This window comes from Streptomyces sp. L-9-10, from assembly GCF_004151105.1.
In the GTDB taxonomy this organism is placed as follows: Bacteria; Actinomycetota; Actinomycetes; order Streptomycetales; family Streptomycetaceae; genus Streptomyces.
In genome coordinates, this window is sequence record NZ_PHRF01000152.1 from 32,955 (window position 1) to 52,017 (window position 19,063).

Below are 19,063 nucleotides of genomic sequence, written 5' to 3' on the forward strand. Positions count from 1 at the left end.
CCGTCTTCACGGTGCGGCCCCTCACCGCATTCCCGCAGACCACACGGGGTATGGGCGGCCGTTGACTCAGCCGGACGGGCGCTGATAAACCTTCGCTTCACCAGTTGGCGAATCAGCAGCAACCCGGCTTCTCCGTGCGAGTGATAACACGAGGTCACCGTCCATGGTCGAAAGAGTCTTCCCGCGCACGCCCCGGCAATCCGGCCGGCAACCCGGTCGGCGACCCGCCCGGCAGCCCGTCCGGCAACGCCCCCGTCTCCGTCTCCTCCTGGCCTCCGGTGCCGCCTCAGCCGCGCTCGTGGCCGGGAGCGTGATCCCCCTCAACCCGCTGCTCCCCGCGCCGCAGCAGGCCCAGGCCGCCGACGGCAAGAAGGTCCTCACCGTCGCGGTCAGCCAGAGCGTCGACTCCCTCAGCCCGTTCCTGGCCCAGTCATTGGTCAGTACCAGCATCCACCGGCTGACCTACGAGTATCTGACCAACTACGACCCCAAGGACGCGCACACGGTTCCGGGCTTCGCCACCGCCTGGAAGCCCTCCGCGGACAAGCTGACGTGGACCTTCACCATCCGCAAGGACTCGAAGTGGTCGGACGGCGTGCGGGCGACCGCCGAGGACGCCGCGTGGACGTTCAACACGATGATGACCGACGAGAACGCGGCCACCGCCAACGGCAGTTTCACCGCCAACTTCAAGAAGGTCACCGCGCCCGACCCGGAGACGCTGGTCGTCGAGCTGAACAAGCCTCAGGCCACCATGACCGCGCTCGACGTGCCGATCGTGCCCAAGCACATCTGGGAGAAGGTCGGCGACTTCTCCAAGTTCAACAACAACGAGTCGTTCCCGATCGTCGGCAACGGGCCGTTCATCATCACGGACTTCAAGGTCGACCAGTACATCAAGCTCAAGCCGAACAAGGACTTCTGGCGCGGTGCGCCCAAGTTCGACGAGCTGGTCCTCAAGTACTACAAGGACGGGGACGCGGCCGTGGCGGCGCTCCAGAAAGGTGAGGTGTCCTTCACCGCGGGCCTCACCCCCGCTCAGGCCGCGGCGCTGAAGAACGCCGACGACATCAAGGTCAACGACGCTCCCGGGCGCCGTTTCTACGCGCTCGCCACCAACCCCGGTGCCCGCTCGAAGGACGGCAAGAAGTTCGGCAACGGGCACACCGCGCTGCTGGACCCGGCGGTCCGCAAGGCGCTGTTCCAGGCCGTCGACCGCAAGACCGTCATCGACAAGGTCTTCCAGGGGCACGCCGTCGAGGGCAAGGGCTATATCCCGCCGCGGTTCGGCGCGTACTTCTGGGAGCCCTCGGCCGACCAGACGATCGCCTACGACCCCGCCGAGGCGGCCAGGACGCTGGACACGGCCGGCTACCCGAAGAACGCCGCGGGCAAGCGCGTCGGCAAGGACGGCAAGCCGCTCGACTTCCGGATCCTGTGCCACGCGACGGACCCGAACGACAAGGCCATCGGCAAATACCTCCAGGAGTGGTGGGGACAGCTCGGTATCGGGCTGAAGGTCGAGTGTCTGGACAATGTCTCCGACCCCTGGCTCGCGGGCGATTACGACCTGGCCTTCGACGGCTGGTCGGTCAACCCCGATCCCGACTACGTCCTCTCCATTCACACGTGCGGTGCGCTCCCCGCCACGCCCAAGGACAGCGGCGCCACGGACAACTTCATCTGCGACAAGCGGTACGACGACCTGTACGCCCAGCAGTCGGCGGAATACGACCCCGCCAAGCGCGCGGAACTCGTCAAGCAGATGGAATCGCGGCTGTACGACACCGGGTATATGAATGTCATGGCCTATCCGAACGCGGTCGAGGCGTACCGTACCGACCAGATCAAGTCGATCACGACGATGCCGGAGGCCGCCGGCAATCTCTGGGGCCAGGACGGCTACTGGAGTTGGTGGTCCGCGGTGCCGGCCGATGACGGCGGCGGTTCCGGCAGCTCTTCCTCGACCGGTGTGGTGATCGGGATCGGGGCCGCTGTCGTGGTCGTCGCCGCCCTCGGTCTCTTCGTCGCGATGCGTCGCCGTTCCACCGCGGAAGACCGTGAATAACCGATGAGCACCGCAAGCACCCCGGGTGTGGTGCGGGACGCCGTCGACGGCCCGGTGAAGACCGGGCCGTCCGGCTCCGCCCCCGCCACCTCGGGCACCAGGACCGCGTATCCGCTCTATGTGGCGGGCAAGCTGGGCGGCGCCGTCGTCTCACTGCTCGCCGTCCTCGTCACCAGCTTCTTCCTCTTCCGGATCATCCCCGGCGACCCGGTCAAGGCCATGACCCATGGCGTACCGACCTCCGCCGAGCAACTGGCCACGCTGCGCAAGCAGTTCGGGCTCGATCTGCCGCTGTGGCAGCAGTTCACCGACTACTGCGGCCGGGCGCTGACCGGCGATCTCGGCACCTCGTACCAGTTCCACACACCGGTCGGTGAGCTGATCGCCACGAAACTCCCGGCGACACTGCTGCTCACGGGCGTCGCCGTGGTGATCTACTCGGCGCTCGGCCTCTGGCTCGGCACCCGCTCCGCGTGGCGCAACGGCGGCCTGAGCGACCGCCTCAACACCGGTGTGGCGCTGACGCTCTGGTCCGTCCCGTCCTTCTGGCTCGGACTGCTGCTGATCATCGTCTTCTCGGTGGGCATCGGCCCGATCCCGGGCATGTTCCCCACCGGCGGCATGGAGTCGGGCGACTCGTCCGGCTTCGGCTACGTCCTCGACGTGGCGCACCACATGGTGCTGCCGGTGGCCACACTGGTCGCGGTCGGATACGCGCAAACGCTGCTCGTCATGCGCTCGTCGCTGCTGGACGAGATGGGCAGCGACTATCTGACGACGGCACGCGCCAAGGGCCTGCGGGACGATCTCGTACGACGCCGGCACGCGGTGCCGAACGCCCTGCTGCCCACCGTCACCATGGTCTTCATCAACCTGGGCCATGTGGCGGCCGGTTCGATCCTCGTCGAGACGGTCTTCTCCTGGCCGGGCCTCGGCGGACTGTTCTACCAGGCGCTGAGCGTGCCCGATCTGCCTCTCGTCCAGGGGCTGTTCGTCGTCTTCGCCGGGGCGATGATCCTGATGAACCTCCTCGCCGACCTGCTCTATCCGCTCCTCGATCCCCGGGTGGGCCGATGACCCTGGAGAAGACCCCGCCGGCCTCCACGGCACCCGCGGGCCCCTCGTCGCCTTCGGCCTCCTCACTCGCCTGGGCCCGCCGTCGCGGCTCGGTGACCCGCTTCTGGAAGGAGTACCGGACACACCGCGCCGGACTCCTCGGGCTCGCCGGGCTCGCGTTCATCGCCCTGATCGCCCTCCTCGCGCCGCTGCTCGTCGGCGGCGAGGTGCAGAGTGTGACCAACGCGCCCGGTACGGCCCTGGAGAAGCCGAGCGGTGAATTCCCGCTCGGTACGGACCAGTTCGGGCGCTCGCTGCTCGGCCTGCTGATCTGGGGCGCCCGGATCTCGCTGACCGTGGGGCTGCTGGCCGCCGCGCTGTCGGTGGCCATCGGCACCCTCGTCGGGGTCCTCGCCGGGCACTACGGCGGCTGGTTCGCGACGGTGGTCATGCGGATCACCGACTGGTTCCTGGTGATGCCGACGCTCGTGCTGGCGATCGTTCTCGCGACGGTCATGTCACGGTCCATCTGGACGGTGATCCTGGCGATCGGCGTCACCAGCTGGCCGACGACGGCGCGCCTGGTACGGGCCCAGACCATCGCCGTCGAGTCCCGTCCGTACATCGAGCGCGCCCGTGCCCTCGGCGGCGGCCACGGCCACATCATGACGCGCCACGTGCTGCCCAACGTGATGCCGCTGGTGCTCGCCCAGACCACCCTCGGCATCTCCAACGCCATCCTGACCGAGGCGACACTCGCCTTCCTCGGCCTCGGTGATCCCCTGATCATCTCCTGGGGCGGCATGCTCCAGGACGCGCGCGAGGCGGGCGCGGTCTCCTCGGGGCACTGGTGGTACCTGGCACCGCCCGGTATCGCGATCGCGTGCGTCGCGCTCACCTTCACACTCTGCGGCCGGGCGATCGAGGCCGTGCTCAACCCGAAGCTGGGGGTGTCCCGTTGACCGGCACGACACTGCTGGAGATCAAGGATCTCCATGTGACGTACGGCTCCGGTCCCTCCGCCGTACCCGCCGTACGGGGCGTCGACCTCACCGTCGAATCCGGCCGCAAACTGGGCATCGCCGGTGAGTCGGGGTGCGGCAAGTCCACCCTCGCGCTGGCGCTGCTCCGGCTGCTGCCCGCCTCCGCGCGGCTGTCCGGGGAGATCCTGCTCGACGGCGAGGACGTCCTCACCATGAAGTGGGGCCGGCTGCGCGCCGTGCGGTGGGCGGGGGCGTCCATCGTCTTCCAGGGCGCGATGCACTCGCTCAACGCGGTGCACCGGATCGGGGACCAGATCGCCGAACCGGTGCTGCTGCATCGCCGCGCCACCCCCGCCGCGGCCCGCTCGCGCGCCGGCGAACTGCTGGAACAGGTCGGGCTGCCGGCCGCCCGCGCGGACGCCTATCCGCACGAACTCTCCGGCGGCCAGCGTCAGCGCGTGATGATCGCGATGGCGCTGGCCTGCGATCCGCGGCTGATCGTCGCGGACGAGCCGACCACCGCCCTCGATGTGATGATCCAGGCGCAGATCCTGCGCCTGATCGAACAACTCGTCGCGGACCAGGGCATCAGCCTGCTGATGATCAGCCACGACCTGGCGGTCCTCTCGGACACCTGCGACCGGCTCGCCGTGATGTACGCGGGCCGGATCGTCGAGGAGGGCCCGGCGCGCACGGTGTACGACGCCGCCGAGCATCCGTACGGCCGGGCGCTCTCCGCCGCCTTCCCCCGCATCGGGGACCTGGCGTCACGGCGCGCACCGCGCGGACTGCCCGGCGACCCGCCGGACCCGTCGGCGCTGCCGTCCGGCTGTACGTTCCATCCGCGCTGCCCGGTCGCCCTGGACTCCTGCGCGACCGACGACCAGGAGCTGCGGGACGCGGGCCAGGACCGCCGCGCGGCCTGCGTACGGGTGGGCTCGACCGCACCCGCGGAGGTACGGCCATGACGGCGTCCGCGACCACCCCTCAGGAGCCACCCATGCCCGCTGCCCCCCTGCTCTCGGCCACCGGGCTGAACGTCACCTTCCCCGGCCGGCGCGGCGCGCCGCCCGCCCGCGCCGTCGACGGGGTCGACCTCGACATCGGCCCCGGCGAGATCGTCGCGCTCGTCGGCGAGTCCGGCTGCGGCAAGACCACGCTGGCACGCACCCTGCTCGGTCTGGTGCCGCCCACGGGCGGCGGGGTCAGCTTCGCCGGGGAACCGCTGGGGTACGGCTCCCGCACCCTCAAGGCGTACCGCAAGCGGGTCCAGCTCGTACTCCAGGACCCGAGCGGCTCCCTCAACCCGCGCCATACGGTGTACGACGCGGTGGCCGAGGGCCTGCGGATCCACGGCTACCGGGGCGACGAACGCGAAGCCGTCGCCGAGGCGCTCTCCCGCGCCGGCCTGCGCCCGCCCGAGCGCTTCTTCCTCCGCTACCCGCACGAGCTGTCCGGCGGCCAGCGCCAACGCGTCGTCATCGCGGGCGCGCTGGTCCTGAAGCCCGAACTGATCGTCGCGGACGAGCCGGTGGCGTCCCTGGACGCGTCCGTACGGGGCGAGATCCTGGCCCTCCTGCTGTCCCTGCGCGATGAACTCGGCCTCTCCGCGCTGGTCGTGACGCACGACCTGGGCCTCGCGTGGAACATCGCGGACCGGGTGGCGGTGATGTATCTGGGCCGGATCGTGGAGACGGGTCCGGTCGAGGACGTACTGACGAACCCTCAGCACCCGTACACGCAGGCACTGTTGTCCGTCCTCCCGGAATCGGACGGCCCCCCGGTCATCCTCACGGGCGAACCCCCGGACCCGTCACGCATCCCGGCGGGCTGCCGCTTCCACGCGCGGTGCCAGGTGCTGGCGTCGGGGGAGGCGGAGAGGGCGGGGGTGGCGGAGAGATGCAGGACGGCGGCGTTGCCGGTGCTGGTGGGCGGGGCGGCTACGCAGGTGGCGTGCCACTGGGTGGGAGCGGTTTAGGTGGCGGGTTCTTGGTTGCTGTCTCGTACGGCTGTACGGGGCCCGGGGCCTCCGGAGGTACATGTCCGGACGGCACGATTTACGGCGCGACCCTGCCCAGACGATGGTTCGGGCGTCCGCGCGCCACACATCACGCTTCAGTGTCCGAACACGCACCTCCTACGCCCCCGACCCCCTCCCCCCGGTGGTCCCACAACCCGCCGACCTGGGTGGGGGTGTAGGGGCGGGTGCGGCCCGGTGGCCCCGGCCAATCCCCGCCTCGGCAGGGGTGAGTGGGCTGCTGCGGCCCGCCAGTCCCTCCCTGCCGAGGGCCGGGCTGCGGGAGCGTGCCGCCGCGTCCCCCGCCCGCCCTCGCGCACGGCCGCGCCAGTCCGTGACGGGCCGTGAAGGGGGGCGCGCAGGGGGCGTGGCCGGGACGTAGAGCGTGATGTGTGGCGCACGAACGCCCGAACCAACGACAGGCCGGAGTCGCGCCGTACGGGGGTCCGGGGGTGTCCCCCGGGAAAGCACAGCATGCAGTCCCGGACGCGAGCCCCGGAGCACACCCCGGCAACAACCCGCACCCGGACCACCGGCACCAGCCGAAACGCACCCCGGACCACGCCCCCGCCGGAGGCGCACCGCGCCACCCGGCAACAACCCGCACCGCACCACCGGCCCCAGCCGAAACGCACCGCGCCCCGGACCGGGCTACTCCGCCGCCTCGATCAGCGCCCTCGACCTCTTCACGTCGTCCCCCATCGCTTCCAGCAGCGCCTCGATCGACTCGAACTTCCGCTGCCCCCGCACATACGACAAGAAGTCCACGGTCACGTGCAGCCCGTACAGATCCAGCCCCACCCGGTCGATCGCATACGCCTCGACGGTCCGCTCCGTGCCCTCGAACTGCGGGTTCGTGCCCACCGAGATCGCCGCCGGCATCCGTTCCCCGTCCGCCGTGAGCCATCCCGCGTACACCCCGTCCGCCGGGATCGCGGTGTGCGGCAGGGTCTCCACGTTCGCCGTCGGGAAGCCGAGTTCGCGTCCGCGCTGCGCGCCGCGTACGACCACGCCCTCCACCCGGTGCGGCCGGCCCAGGATCTCCGCCGCGCCGGCGACGTCGCCCTCGGCGACCAGTCTGCGAGTGAGGGTGGAGGAGAAGGGCTCGCCGCCGCCCGCCTCGCCGGTCACGTAGAGGTCGACGACCTCGACCTCGTAGTCGTAGGTCACCCCCAGATCGGCGAGGACGGCGACGTTGCCGGCGGCCTTGTGGCCGAAGCGGAAGTTCGGGCCCTCGATGACCGCGCGGGCGTGCAACTTGTCGACCAGGACCTTCACGATGAAGTCGGCGGGCGACAGCTTGGAGAACTCAAGCGTGAAGGGGAGGATCAGCAGCGCGTCCACCCCCAGGTCCGCCATCAGCTCGGCGCGCCGGTGGTGGGGCGCGAGCAGGGGCGGGTGACTGCCGGGGCGTACGACCTCGCTGGGGTGCGGGTCGAAGGTGACGACGACCGACTGCACCCCCAGCTCGCGCGCCCGTTCCACGGCCCGTCCGATGATCAGCTGGTGACCGCGGTGCACCCCGTCGTAGGAGCCGATGGTGACGACGCCGCGCCCCCAGTCCTGGGGGATGTCCTCCAAGCCACGCCAGCGCTGCACTGTGACCGCTCCTCGCCCGAAACCGTGTACTTCATTGCCGATTACGCAGCTCTAAGACTGCCATGCCCGGCGCCCATGGCCCTCACCGGCACCGGAGAACCCGGTGCGGCCGGCCGCGGGCCGAACACGCCCCCGTGCACCGGTGGTGCGCTCCGAGCGCCCGGCCTGTGGGGTGAGTGGCGGGTGCGGGGTGGACAGACACCCCTCCGGGAGGGGGACCGTGGGGCGGACAGGCGTGCCTGTCCGCCCCACGGTGGAGGGCTCAGCCGAAGACGGCGAGGCTCTTGGCCTTGCCGTTCTGCTCCTCGACCAGCGCCACGAAGCGCCCCTCGGGGTCGAACGCGGCCACCGGGGCCGTGGCGTACGAGGGCATGTCCAGCCGTACGCCGTTGATCAGCAGCTTGGCCCGCCTCTCGTCCACGTCCCAGCGCGCGAACGCCGCGGCGGCGGCTTCGGCGACCGGCATGACGGTCAGCTCCTGCTGGAGCTGGTCGAGCGTCTTCGCCGCGTCGAGCGCGTAGGGACCCACCCGGGTCCTGCGCAGCGCGGTGAGATGGCCGCCGACGCCGAGGCCGGCGCCGAGGTCACGGGCGAGGGCGCGGATGTACGTACCGGAGGAGCAGACGACGGAGACGACCAGGTCGAGGACCGGGGTGCCGTCCTCCGCGACCGCCTCGCGGACGTCGTAGAGCCGGAACGAGGAGACGGTCACCGGGCGGGCCGGGATCTCGAACTCCTCGCCGCCGCGCACGCGCGCGTACGACCGCTTGCCGTCGATCTTGATGGCGCTGACCTTGGAGGGCACCTGCATGAGGGCGCCGGTCAGCGCCGCGATCCCGGCGTCGATGGCCTCGCGCTTCACGGCGGAGGCGTCGGTCGAGGAGGTGATCTCCCCTTCCGCGTCGTCGGTGACGGTGTCCTGTCCCAGCCGGATCGTGCCGAGGTACTCCTTCTCGGTCAGCGCGAGGTGTCCGAGGAGCTTCGTGGCCCGCTCCACGCCGAGGACGAGGACGCCCGTCGCCATGGGGTCGAGGGTGCCGGCGTGGCCGACGCGGCGGGTTCTGGCGATCCCGCGCATCTTGGCGACGACGTCGTGCGAAGTGAAGCCCGACGGCTTGTCCACGATGACAAGCCCGTCGGGCGTGGTGTTCTGCTGAGTCATTCCGCGGCGGCGCCGTCCGTGTCGTCGGTGTCGTCCTCGTCGTCCTTGCGGTACGGGTCGGCCCCGGCCGCGTAGGTCTTGCCGGTCGACACCTGCCGTACCTCCGCGTCCTTGGCGCGCGCCTTGTCGAGGAGGTCCTCGATGGTGCGGGCGTTGTCCGGCAGGGCGTCGGGCACGAACGCCAGTGTCGGGGTGAAGCGGACGCCGGTCTGACGGCCCACCTCGGAGCGGAGGACGCCCTTGGCGCTCTCCAGGGCCGCCGCGGAGGCCGCGCGCTCCTCGTCGTCGCCGTAGACCGTGTAGAAGACCGTGGCCTCCCGCAGGTCGCCGGTGACGCGGGCGTCCGTGATGGTCACGAAGCCCAGTCGCGGGTCCTTGATACGGCGGTCCAGGGTCTCCGCGACCACGACCTGGATGCGATCGGCCAGCTTGCGGGCCCGCGCGTTGTCGGTCACCGGTCCGTCACTCTTCCTTCTGGGTTTCCTTGTGTACTGGTCAGTCTTCATCGCCGTGCAGCCGCCGTCGTACCGACAGCAGCTCCACCTCGGGGTGGCCGGCGACCATGCGCTCGCACCGGTCCAGCACATCCGTGAGGTGCGCCCAGTCACCGGACACCACCGCGAGACCGATCTCGGCCCTGCGATGAAGGTCCTGACCGCCGGTCTCCGCCGCGCTCACCGCGAATTTCCGCTGAAGCTCGGCGACGATGGGCCGGACGACGGAGCGTTTCTCCTTCAACGACCGTACGTCGCCGAGGAGCAGATCGAAGGACAGCGTCCCCACATACATGCGTTTCCGGATCCCCGCCGGTACGGGTTCAGATGCCCTGCCAGCGCTTGGCAGGGGCACAAGAACCGTACACGGAACGGCCGGGGCCGATCGACGGAATATGCGTCCCGTCGACCGGCCCCGGACCGGTTGTCGCGCGTCAGCCGCGCGGCTTCTCGCGCATCTCGTACGTCGCGATGACGTCGTCGATCTTGATGTCGTTGAAGTTTCCGAGGTTGATACCGCCCTCGAAGCCTTCGCGGATCTCGGTGACGTCGTCCTTGAAGCGGCGCAGACCCTGGATGTTGAGGTCCTCCGCGATGACCTTGCCATCGCGGACGAGCCGGGCCTTGGTGTTCCGCTTGACCTCGCCGGAGCGGATGAGAACACCCGCGATGTTGCCCAGCTTGGACGAGCGGAAGACCTCGCGGATCTCCGCCGTACCGAGCTCGACCTCTTCGTACTCGGGCTTGAGCATGCCCTTGAGGGCGGACTCGATCTCCTCGATCGCCTGGTAGATGACCGAGTAGTACCGGACGTCCACACCCTCGCGCTCGGCCATCTGCGCGGCACGCCCCGCGGCGCGCACGTTGAAGCCGATCACGATGGCGTCGGAGCCCATGGCCAGGTCGATGTCCGACTCCGTGACCGCACCCACACCGCGGTGCAGGACACGGATGTCGACCTCGTCGCCGACGTCGAGCTGGAGCAGCGAGGACTCGAGGGCCTCCACCGAACCGGACGCGTCGCCCTTGATGATGAGGTTGAGTTCCTGCACCAGACCGGCCTTGAGGGCCTCGTCCAGGTTCTCCAGGGAGAACCGGACGCCCCTGCGGGCGAAGGCCGCGTTCCGCTCACGAGCGGCACGCTTCTCGGCGATCTGCCGGGCGGTGCGGTCCTCGTCGACCACGAGGAAGTTGTCGCCGGCGCCGGGGACGTTGGTGAGACCCAGGACCAGGACCGGCGTCGACGGCGCCGCTTCCTCGACGTTGTTGCCGTTGTCGTCGAGCATCGCCCGGACACGGCCGTACGCGTCACCGGCGACCATCGTGTCACCGACGCGCAGCGTGCCGCGCTGGACGAGCACGGTGGCGACGGCGCCGCGACCGCGGTCGAGGTGGGCCTCGATGGCGATACCCTGCGCGTCCTGTTCCGGGTTGGCCCGGAGGTCGAGCGAGGCGTCCGCGGTGAGGACCACGGCCTCCAGCAGGCTGTCGATGTGCAGGCCCTGCTTGGCGGAGATGTCGACGAACATGGTGTCGCCGCCGTACTCCTCGGCCACCAGACCGAACTCGGTGAGCTGACCGCGCACCTTGGTCGGGTCGGCGCCCTCGACGTCGATCTTGTTGACCGCGACCACGATCGGCACGTCGGCCGCCTTGGCGTGGTTCAGCGCCTCGATCGTCTGGGGCATCACACCGTCGTTGGCCGCGACCACCAGGATCGCGATGTCGGTGGACTTGGCACCACGGGCACGCATGGCGGTGAACGCCTCGTGACCCGGGGTGTCGATGAAGGTGATCTTGCGCTCTTCACCGTTGACGTCCGTGGCGACCTGGTACGCGCCGATGTGCTGCGTGATACCGCCGGCCTCGCCCGCGACGACGTTCGTCTTGCGGATCGCGTCCAGCAGCCTGGTCTTACCGTGGTCGACGTGACCCATGACGGTCACGACCGGCGGACGGGACACGAGGGCTTCCTCGCCGCCCTCGTCCTCGCCGAACTCGATGTCGAAGGACTCGAGCAGCTCGCGGTCCTCCTCCTCGGGGCTGACGATCTCGACGACGTAGTTCATCTCGCCGGCGAGGACCTGGAGGGTCTCGTCGGAGACGGACTGCGTGGCGGTGACCATCTCGCCGAGGTTCATCATCACGGCGACGAGCGACGCCGGGTTGGCGTTGATCTTCTCCGCGAAGTCGGTGAGCGACGCACCGCGCGACAGCCGGACCGTCTGGCCCTGGCCGCGCGGCAGCATCACGCCGCCTACCGACGGGGCCTGCATGGCCTCGTACTCCTGGCGCCTCTGCCGCTTCGACTTACGGCCACGACGGGCGGGCCCGCCGGGACGGCCGAACGCGCCCTGTGTGCCACCACGGCCGCCGGGACCACCCGGACGTCCGCCGAAGCCGGGACGGCCACCGCCGCCACCGAAGCCGCCGCCACCGGGACGACCCGGAGCGCCGCCACCGCCGCCGCCACCCGGGCGACCGGCGAAACCGCCACCGCCGCCGCCACCGGGACGGCCTGCGAAGCCGCCGCCACCGGGACGACCGCCGCCGCCACCGGCACCGCCGGGACGACCGCCGCCACCGGGACCACGGCCACCGCCGGGGCCACCACCGGGACGCGGACCGGCAGCGGGACGCTGCGGCATCATGCCCGGGTTCGGACGGTTACCACCGGGGCCACCGCCGGGACCCGCGGCGCGGGGCGCCTGCGGACGCGGCATACCGCCGGGGGTGGGACGTCCGGTCTGTCCACCGGGACCGGCCTGCGGACGGGGACCGCCCTGACCGGAGCCCTGCGGGCGCGGACCACCGGGGGCACCGGGGCCGCCGGGACGCGGGGCGCCGCCGGGACGGGGCGCCTGCGGGCGCGCCATTCCGGTGGAGCCACCCGAGGTGAAGGGGTTGTTGCCCGGACGCGGGCCCGCGGGGCGGGCACCGGGACGCGGGGCCTGGCCGGGACGCGCGCCGCCGGAGCGGCCGCCCTGGCGCTGGTCGCCCTGGCGCTGGTCGCCCTGGCGCTGATCGTTCTGCCGCTCACCCTGGCGCTGGTCGCCCTGGCCGCCCGTGGGGCGGTTGGACGGACGCGGGCCGGGGGTGGCACCGGGCCGGGGACCGGCGGCCGGGGCCGACGGGGGCGCGGTGAACTCCGGGGCCGCCGGTGCGGCGGGCGCCGGCTTCGGCGCGGCGGCCGCGGGCCGCGGGGCCGGAGCCGGGCGCGGGCCGGGCGTCGGCGCGGCGGAGGGGGTGCTCCTGGGGGCCTCGGCGGCGGCCGGCTTGGGGGCCGGGACACCGGGCTTGGGGGCAGCGGGACGTGCCGCCTGCGCCGGGGAGGGCGCGGCGGGCCTGGCGGGGGTCGCCTTGCGGGGCGCCCCGGGCTTGGCAGCGGACTTGCCGGCGTTGCCGCCGGGCCCCTGCAAAGCGTCAGTCAATTTGCGTACAACCGGCGCCTCGATCGTCGACGACGCCGAACGGACGAATTCACCGAGTTCTTGGAGCTTGGCCATGACGACCTTGCTCTCCACGCCGAACTCCTTGGCGAGTTCGTATACCCGGACCTTAGCCACTTCGCTCCTTTTAGGTCCGGGTTACCGCCGGACCGTCGCTACTTCATGGGCGTACTCATCGCGTACTCATCGAGTGCTCATCGCAATCTCGACCTACTTCCAACTCGCGAGGTACCTGAACCGCACGGGGCTCCGTGCCGTACTTCTTCCTACAGTGCTGCCTGCACTGTGATCGCCTCGACCACACGGCGCAGCTCCGCGCTGTCGAGCGGTCCCTGGACCCGGAAGGCCCGGGGGAACGCCCGGCGGCGGACCGCCAGATCGAGACAGATCAAGGCGGGGTGCACATACGCACCCCGGCCGGGCAGCGTACCGCGTTGATCGGGAACACATTGTTCTCCGGTCACCACGATGCGCAACAGATCGTTCTTGGCCGCTCGCTCCCGGCAGCCCACGCAGGTGCGCTCAGGGCATGCACGGTCGATCGTCCGGCCAGACACGTTCAAGTCTACCTCCCCGCGCCGACGTCACCCCTTTGGGGCAAGGTTCGAACGCCCGCCGCCCGAAAGATCGTGTCGATGTCCGGCGGGGCCGGGTCACGGCTCACCGTGACAGGCCGCCACCGCCGGTCGTCCCTGATCGTCGGAGCGGATATTCAGCCGCGGTCGCGACCGCGGTCCCGGTCGTCCCGTCCACGGTCCCGGTCGTCGCCCCGGTCGCGGTCGTCGCCGCGGTCCCGGTCGTCGTCCGTGAGCTCCGTGTCCGGCCGGATGTCGATGCGCCAGCCGGTCAGCCGGGCGGCGAGCCGGGCGTTCTGCCCTTCCTTGCCGATCGCCAGCGACAGCTGGTAGTCGGGCACGGTCACCCGCGCGGAGCGGGCACCCAGATCGACGACCTCGACCTTGGTGACCCGGGCGGGCGACAGCGCGTTCGCCACCATCTCGGCCGGGTCGTCCGACCAGTCGACGATGTCGATCTTCTCGCCCAGCAGCTCGGCCATGACATTGCGCACACGCGCGCCCATCGGGCCGATGCAGGCGCCCTTGGCATTGAGACCGGAACGTGTCGACCGTACGGCGATCTTGGTGCGGTGGCCGGCCTCGCGGGCGATCGCCGTGATCTCGACGGAGCCGTCCGCGATCTCCGGGACCTCCAGCGCGAAGAGCTTCTTCACCAGATTGGGGTGGGTCCGCGACAGCGTCACCGACGGCCCGCGCACCCCCCTGGCCACCCTCACCACGTACGTACGCAGCCGGAGACCGTGGGTGTACTCCTCGCCCGGCACCTGTTCCTGCACCGGAAGGATGGCTTCCAGCTTGTCGTCCAGCTTGACCAGGACGTTCTTCGGGTCCTTGCCCTGCTGGACGAGACCGGCGACGATATCGCCCTCCCGGCGCGCGTACTCGCCGAAGGTGACGTCGTTCTCGGCGTCCCGCAGCCGCTGCTGGATGACCTGGCGGGCGGTGGTCGCGGCGATCCGGCCGAAGTCCGACGGGGTGTCGTCGAACTCCTTGGGCTCCTGCCCCTCCTCCAGATCGGCCGGGTCCTCCTTGGCCCAGACCGTGACATGGCCGGTGTCCCGGCTCAGTACGACCCGGGCGCGCCGGTGGCTGCCCTCGGTGCGGTGGTAGGCGATGAGGAGGGCCGATTCGATCGCCTCGACCAGCAGGTCGAAGGGAATCTCCTTCTCTTGTGCCAAGCCCCTCAGGAGCTTCACATCGATGTCCACGGCTACGCCTCCTCTTCCTTCTTGTCCTTGCGGCTGAACTCGATCTCCACGCGCGCCTTGTCGATCCCCGCGAACTCGATCCGGCGGGCGGTGGGCTTGCGCCCCTTCACGCCCGGGACTTCGAGGTCGAGCCCCTCGTCGTCGACGGTGAGAATGCGTGCCACCAGTTCGCCGTCCTCGTGGAGCTGGAACCTGGCCAGCCGGCCCACGGCGCGCACGTAGTGGCGGTGTTCGGTCAGCGGGCGCTCCGCCCCGGGAGAGGTCACTTCGAGCTGGTACTCGTCCTCGCCCATCGCGTCCGTCTCGTCGAGCTTGTCGGAGATGGAGCGGCTCAGCTCGGCGCACTCGTCGAGGTCCACGCCCTCGTCGGAATCCACCACGACCCTCAGCACACGACGCCTGCCCGCCCGGGACACCTCGATCTCTTCCAGATCCAGGTCCTTCGCGCTGACGAGCGGTTCCAGCAGTCCGCGCAGCCTTTCGCTCTGGGTGGTGCTCATCCGGGTGACTCCTCGGCCGCGTGTGCTGTTGTGGGATCGTCGCGTGTCAGATCAAAGGGTATCCGGTCCCAAGGGGTGTTGCCGTCCACCTGGGGGTGACCCGCGGGTACGCTCGCCTGCGGTGATCATCGCGAGGCCCGAGGAGAGACGCGTGGGGCGCACGGGGACGACACGGAGACACGCTCTGATGGCCGCGGGCGCCACGACGGCCGGTCTGCTGACCGGCTGTTCCCAGGACTCGCCGGCCGCGGACAGTCCGGCGGGCATCGCGCGGGCGGCCGAGATCGAGCGCGCGCTGCGGGTGCGCGCGGCAGGCACCAACCGGGAGTTGCTGGGGCAGTACGACGCCGTGCTGAAGCGGCACCCCGGGCAGCGCGAGCGGCTGGCCCCGCTACGGGCCGCGGTCGTACGGCAGTTGGCGGCGCTGGCCCCGGAACCGTCCGGGTCCGCGAGCCCGTCCGCGTCGCCGTCCGCCGCTCCGTCCGCGCCCGTCACGGCCGCGGCCCCGGCGCCCGGCTCGCCCGGCGTCCCGGCGGAACCGGCGGCGGCCCTCAGGGCGCTGGCCGCGAACGAGCGCCGCACCAGCGACGCGCATACCGCGGCGCTCATGGAAGCGCCCCCGGAACTGGCCCGGTTGCTGGCCTCCCTCGCGGCGGCGAGCGCCGCCCACGCCTATCTGCTGACGGAAGGATCCCGCTCATGAGCACGGCGCGGACGACGCGGAGGGCGTGGGCGACGGGCACGGCGACCGGGGCGAACGCCGGTGCGCTGGACGCCGCGCAGGCCGCACTCGCCGCGGAGCACGCCGCGGTGTACGGGTACGGGGTCGTCGGCGGTCGCGTCGGCGGCGCGCGCCGGAGCGAGGCCACCAGCGCGCACGCGGCGCACCGGGCCCGGCGCGACGCACTGGCGCGGACCGTACGGGACCTGGGCGGCACGCCCGCCGCCGCCGCTCCCGCGTACGCCCTGCCCTTCCCCGTACCGGACTCCGCCGCCGCCGTGCGGCTGGCCGCCCATCTGGAGGACCGCGTCGCGGGTGTCTACTCCGATCTCGTACGGGCCTCGGAGGGCCCCTTGCGGCGGGAGGCGGCCGGCGCGCTGCGCGAGGCCGCCGTGCGCGCGGTGCGCTGGCGCGGGACCGGCGTAGCCTTTCCTGGGCTCGCCGAGCGAGCGTGAGCCCGTGAGCTCGGAAAGGGAACAACGCACGTATGGGTTTCGAACCGCCGCGGCGTCTGGTGCGCACGCTCGGCGAGAGGTACGGGGAGACCACCGCCGCCGCGTGGCTGGAGCGGCTGCCCGGCATCGCCGGTGAGGCGGTCGCCCGGCGGGGGCTGGAGGTCGAGCGGGTGATCGCGCCCGGTGGCCGGAGCGGTCTGGTACTGCTCGTACGGCGGTCCGACGGCTCCCCCGCGACGCTCAAGATCGTCCCGCCGTTCGCGGCTCCCTCGCGGGAGCGGGCGGCGCTGGCGCACTGGAAGGGCTGGGGGGCGGCGGAGCTGCTCGACGCCGCGGACGACGGCGGCACGGACGCCCCGGACACCGCCGGCGGCGCGCTGCTCCTGGAGCGGCTGCATCCCGAGGTGTCGCTGCGCTCCCTGCCGGAGGCGAAGTCACTCCTGGAAGCGGCGGGTACGGTGCGCCGGCTGTGGGTCGACCCGCCCGGGGGCCATGGCTTCGAGACGGTGGCCGAGCGGACCGCGCGGGAAGCGGTGGCGCTGCGGACGACGGCCGACGACACGCTCGCGCCGCTGGTGTCGGCGGCGCTGGCGGCGCGCGACGAACTCTGCGCCTCGGCCGCCGAAGTACAGCTCCTGCACGGCGCCTTCGGCCAGGGCAAGGTGCTCGCCGGCGACCGCGCGCCCTGGCTGGCGGTCGGCCCTGAGCCGCTGGTCGGTGAGCGCGCCTACGATCTGGCCCGGCTGGTGCGCGACCGGGTCGAGGACCTCGTGGCGGCGTCGTCGGGGGCGTCCTCGGCCCGCCGCCGGGTCAACAGGCTGGCCGATTCGCTGGACCTGGACCGGGAACGGGTGCGTGGGTGGACGCTGTTCCGGGCGGTGGAGTCGGGGGTGCGCACGCTTCGGGCGGGCCGTCGGCAGAGCGCCGAGCTGCTGCTGGAGTTCGCGGGCTGGCTGTAGAGCCCCTGAACCCTTGAGGAGTTCCCCGCCGGACGGGCCGGGGATTCCTCGTGGGACGGGCTCGGCAGGCCGGCCCGTCCCACGACACGTACGGGTCAGGCGGTCAGGCGGGCGATCGCCTCCGCGACTGTCAGTTCCTCGCGCTCGCCCGTGCGGCGGTCCTTCAGCTCCAGGACACCGTCGGCCGAGCGGCGGCCCGCCACCAGGATCTTGGGGACACCGATCAGTTCGGCGTCGGTGAACTTCACACCCGGCGAGACCCCGGGGCGCTCGTCCACCAGCACCCGCAGCCCGGCCGCCGACAGCTGCTCGGAGACGTCCAGCGCGAGTTCCGTCTGGAGCGCCTTGCCCGCCGCGACGACATGGACGTCCGCCGGGGCGATCTCGCGGGGCCAGCACAGCCCCTGCTCGTCGGCGCTCTGCTCGGCCAGGGCCGCCACCGCGCGCGAGACACCGATGCCGTACGAGCCCATGGTCACGCGGACCGGCTTGCCCTGCTGGCCGAGGACATCGAGCTGGAAGGTGTCGGCGTACTTGCGGCCGAGCTGGAAGATATGGCCGATCTCGATCGCGCGGTCGAGCTTGAGGCCCGTACCGCAGGCCGGGCAGGGGTCGCCCGCCTCGACGACGACCACGTCCAGGTAGTCGTCGACCTCGAAGTCCCGCCCGCAGACCACGTCGCGCGCGTGGGTGCCGGGCTTGTTGGCGCCGGTGATCCAGGCGGTGCCGGGGGCGATCCGGGGGTCCGCGATGTAGCGGATCTTGAGGCCCTGCGGGCCGACGTAGCCCCGTACGAGGTCGGGCCGGTCCTCGAAGTCCTCGGCCGTCACCAGCTCCACCACCGCGGGCGCGAGGTGTTCGCCGAGCTTGCCGAGGTCCACCTCGCGGTCACCGGGGACGCCGACGGCCGTGATCTCGCCGTCGACCTTGACGAGCAGGTTCTTCAGGGTCGCCGAGGCCGGCACGTCGAGGAACGCTGCGAGCGTCTCGATGGTCGGGGTGTCGGGGGTGTCGAGCTCCTCGACCGGGCCGGGCTCGGTGGCCGCGGGCACGGACGCGGTGAAGGTGACGGCTTCGGTGTTGGCCGCGTAGTCACAGGCGGGGCAGTCCACGAAGGTGTCCTCGCCGGCCGCGGCGGGCGCCAGGAACTCCTCGGAGGCGGAGCCGCCCATCGCACCGGAGACCGCCGAGACGATACGGAAGTCGAGGCCGAGGCGCGCGAAGATCTTCTGGTACGCCTGGCGGTGCAGCGCGTACGACTCGGCCAGGCCCTCGTCCGTGGTGTCGAAGGAGTACGAGTCCTTCATCTGGAACTCGCGGCCGCGCAGCACACCGGAGCGCGGCCTGGCCTCGTCGCGGTACTTCGTCTGGATCTGGTAGAGCATCACCGGCAGGTCCTTGTAGGACGTGCACTGGTCCTTGACGACCTGGGTGAAGATCTCCTCGTGCGTGGGGCCCAGCAGATAGTCGGCGCCCTTGCGGTCCTTGAGGCGGAACAGCAGGTCGCCGTACTCCTCCCACCGGCCGCTGGCCTCGTACGGCTCCCTGGGCAGCAGCGCGGGCAGCAGCACCTCCTGCGCGCCGATGGCGTCCATCTCCTCGCGGACGACGCGCGAGACGTTGTCGAAGACCTTCTTGCCCAGCGGCAGCCAGGTCCAGATACCGGCGGACGTACGGCGGACGTACCCCGCCCGGACGAGCAGCTTGTGGCTGAGCGTCTCGGCGTCCGCCGGGTCGTCGCGCAATGTCTTGACCATCAAACGGGACATGCGCTGGACCTGGGACATGGGGAGCACTCCTGCGTTCTCTCGGCT

General features: G+C 71.4%; 17 protein-coding genes. 8 read left to right on the plus strand and 9 right to left on the minus strand.

Translation table 11 applies throughout. The features are described 5' to 3' along the window. Positions 1 to 163: 163 nt before the first annotated feature. From CU044_RS31400 to CU044_RS31420, 5 genes are read left to right on the plus strand one after another with little or no spacing between them, the layout of a single operon-like run. A complete protein-coding gene (locus CU044_RS31400) occupies positions 164 to 2,068 on the plus strand; it encodes an ABC transporter substrate-binding protein (protein ID WP_129772134.1) in 1,905 nt (634 codons plus the stop codon). A gap of 3 nt (positions 2,069 to 2,071) precedes the next feature. After that, complete coding sequence (locus CU044_RS31405) at positions 2,072 to 3,145, plus strand: ABC transporter permease (protein WP_193564120.1); 1,074 nt, start codon at positions 2,072 to 2,074, stop codon at positions 3,143 to 3,145. After that, positions 3,142 to 4,086 (plus strand): ABC transporter permease, encoded by a 945-nt coding sequence (locus CU044_RS31410; protein ID WP_129772135.1) that lies wholly within the window; start codon positions 3,142 to 3,144, stop codon positions 4,084 to 4,086. The genes CU044_RS31405 and CU044_RS31410 overlap by 4 nt, the downstream gene beginning before the upstream one ends. Then, positions 4,083 to 5,075 carry an ABC transporter ATP-binding protein gene (locus tag CU044_RS31415; protein WP_240045972.1) on the plus strand — a complete coding sequence of 331 codons (993 nt, stop codon included), beginning with the start codon at positions 4,083 to 4,085 and terminating at the stop codon, positions 5,073 to 5,075. Before CU044_RS31410 ends, CU044_RS31415 begins: the two co-directional genes overlap by 4 nt. Before the next feature lie 32 nt (positions 5,076 to 5,107). Next, positions 5,108 to 6,085 (plus strand): ABC transporter ATP-binding protein, encoded by a 978-nt coding sequence (locus CU044_RS31420; RefSeq protein ID WP_165372021.1) that lies wholly within the window; start codon positions 5,108 to 5,110, stop codon positions 6,083 to 6,085. A 690-nt stretch (positions 6,086 to 6,775) separates the two neighbouring features. Here the strand turns inward: CU044_RS31420 and CU044_RS31425 are convergent. From CU044_RS31425 to rimP, 8 genes are all read right to left on the minus strand, one after another. Further along, on the minus strand, positions 6,776 to 7,723 hold the full coding sequence (locus tag CU044_RS31425) for a bifunctional riboflavin kinase/FAD synthetase (RefSeq protein WP_129772137.1): 948 nt from the start codon (positions 7,721 to 7,723) through the stop codon (positions 6,776 to 6,778). 262 nt (positions 7,724 to 7,985) lie between these two features. Continuing rightward, positions 7,986 to 8,885 carry a tRNA pseudouridine(55) synthase TruB gene (truB, locus tag CU044_RS31430; RefSeq protein ID WP_129772138.1) on the minus strand — a complete coding sequence of 300 codons (900 nt, stop codon included), beginning with the start codon at positions 8,883 to 8,885 and terminating at the stop codon, positions 7,986 to 7,988. Next, complete coding sequence (gene rbfA, locus CU044_RS31435) at positions 8,882 to 9,340, minus strand: 30S ribosome-binding factor RbfA (RefSeq protein WP_129772139.1); 459 nt, start codon at positions 9,338 to 9,340, stop codon at positions 8,882 to 8,884. The genes truB and rbfA overlap by 4 nt, the downstream gene beginning before the upstream one ends. A 40-nt stretch (positions 9,341 to 9,380) precedes the next feature. Then, positions 9,381 to 9,674 carry a DUF503 domain-containing protein gene (locus tag CU044_RS31440; protein ID WP_129772140.1) on the minus strand — a complete coding sequence of 98 codons (294 nt, stop codon included), beginning with the start codon at positions 9,672 to 9,674 and terminating at the stop codon, positions 9,381 to 9,383. Between the two features lie 139 nt (positions 9,675 to 9,813). Further along, the gene (gene infB / locus CU044_RS31445; RefSeq protein WP_129772141.1) at positions 9,814 to 12,945 is read right to left on the minus strand and encodes a translation initiation factor IF-2; all 3,132 of its coding nucleotides are present in this window, start codon (positions 12,943 to 12,945) and stop codon (positions 9,814 to 9,816) included. A 149-nt stretch (positions 12,946 to 13,094) separates the two neighbouring features. After that, positions 13,095 to 13,385: a YlxR family protein gene (locus CU044_RS31450; protein ID WP_129772252.1), complete on the minus strand. Its 291-nt coding sequence runs from the start codon at positions 13,383 to 13,385 to the stop codon at positions 13,095 to 13,097. A 155-nt stretch (positions 13,386 to 13,540) separates the two neighbouring features. Then, entirely contained in the window at positions 13,541 to 14,614 is a 1,074-nt protein-coding gene (gene nusA / locus CU044_RS31455) for a transcription termination factor NusA (RefSeq protein ID WP_129772142.1), read from the minus strand. A 2-nt stretch (positions 14,615 to 14,616) separates the two neighbouring features. Continuing rightward, a complete protein-coding gene (rimP, locus tag CU044_RS31460; RefSeq protein WP_129772143.1) occupies positions 14,617 to 15,114 on the minus strand; it encodes a ribosome maturation factor RimP in 498 nt (165 codons plus the stop codon). 187 nt (positions 15,115 to 15,301) lie between these two features. Here rimP and CU044_RS31465 point away from each other — a divergent pair, with 187 nt between their 5' ends. The 3 genes from CU044_RS31465 to CU044_RS31475 are packed head-to-tail and all read left to right on the plus strand — an operon-like array spanning position 15,302 to position 17,249. Next, positions 15,302 to 15,817: a hypothetical protein gene (locus tag CU044_RS31465; protein WP_129772144.1), complete on the plus strand. Its 516-nt coding sequence runs from the start codon at positions 15,302 to 15,304 to the stop codon at positions 15,815 to 15,817. After that, positions 15,814 to 16,290, plus strand: coding sequence for a DUF4439 domain-containing protein (locus tag CU044_RS31470; RefSeq protein WP_129772145.1), 477 nt, complete (start codon positions 15,814 to 15,816; stop codon positions 16,288 to 16,290). The genes CU044_RS31465 and CU044_RS31470 overlap by 4 nt, the downstream gene beginning before the upstream one ends. A 32-nt stretch (positions 16,291 to 16,322) precedes the next feature. Next, a complete protein-coding gene (locus CU044_RS31475; protein ID WP_129772146.1) occupies positions 16,323 to 17,249 on the plus strand; it encodes an aminoglycoside phosphotransferase family protein in 927 nt (308 codons plus the stop codon). A 95-nt stretch (positions 17,250 to 17,344) separates the two neighbouring features. On the opposite strand, the gene CU044_RS31480 is transcribed toward CU044_RS31475, so the two are convergent. Further along, a complete protein-coding gene (locus tag CU044_RS31480) occupies positions 17,345 to 19,036 on the minus strand; it encodes a proline--tRNA ligase (protein ID WP_129772147.1) in 1,692 nt (563 codons plus the stop codon). Between the last annotated feature and the right edge of the window lie 27 nt (positions 19,037 to 19,063).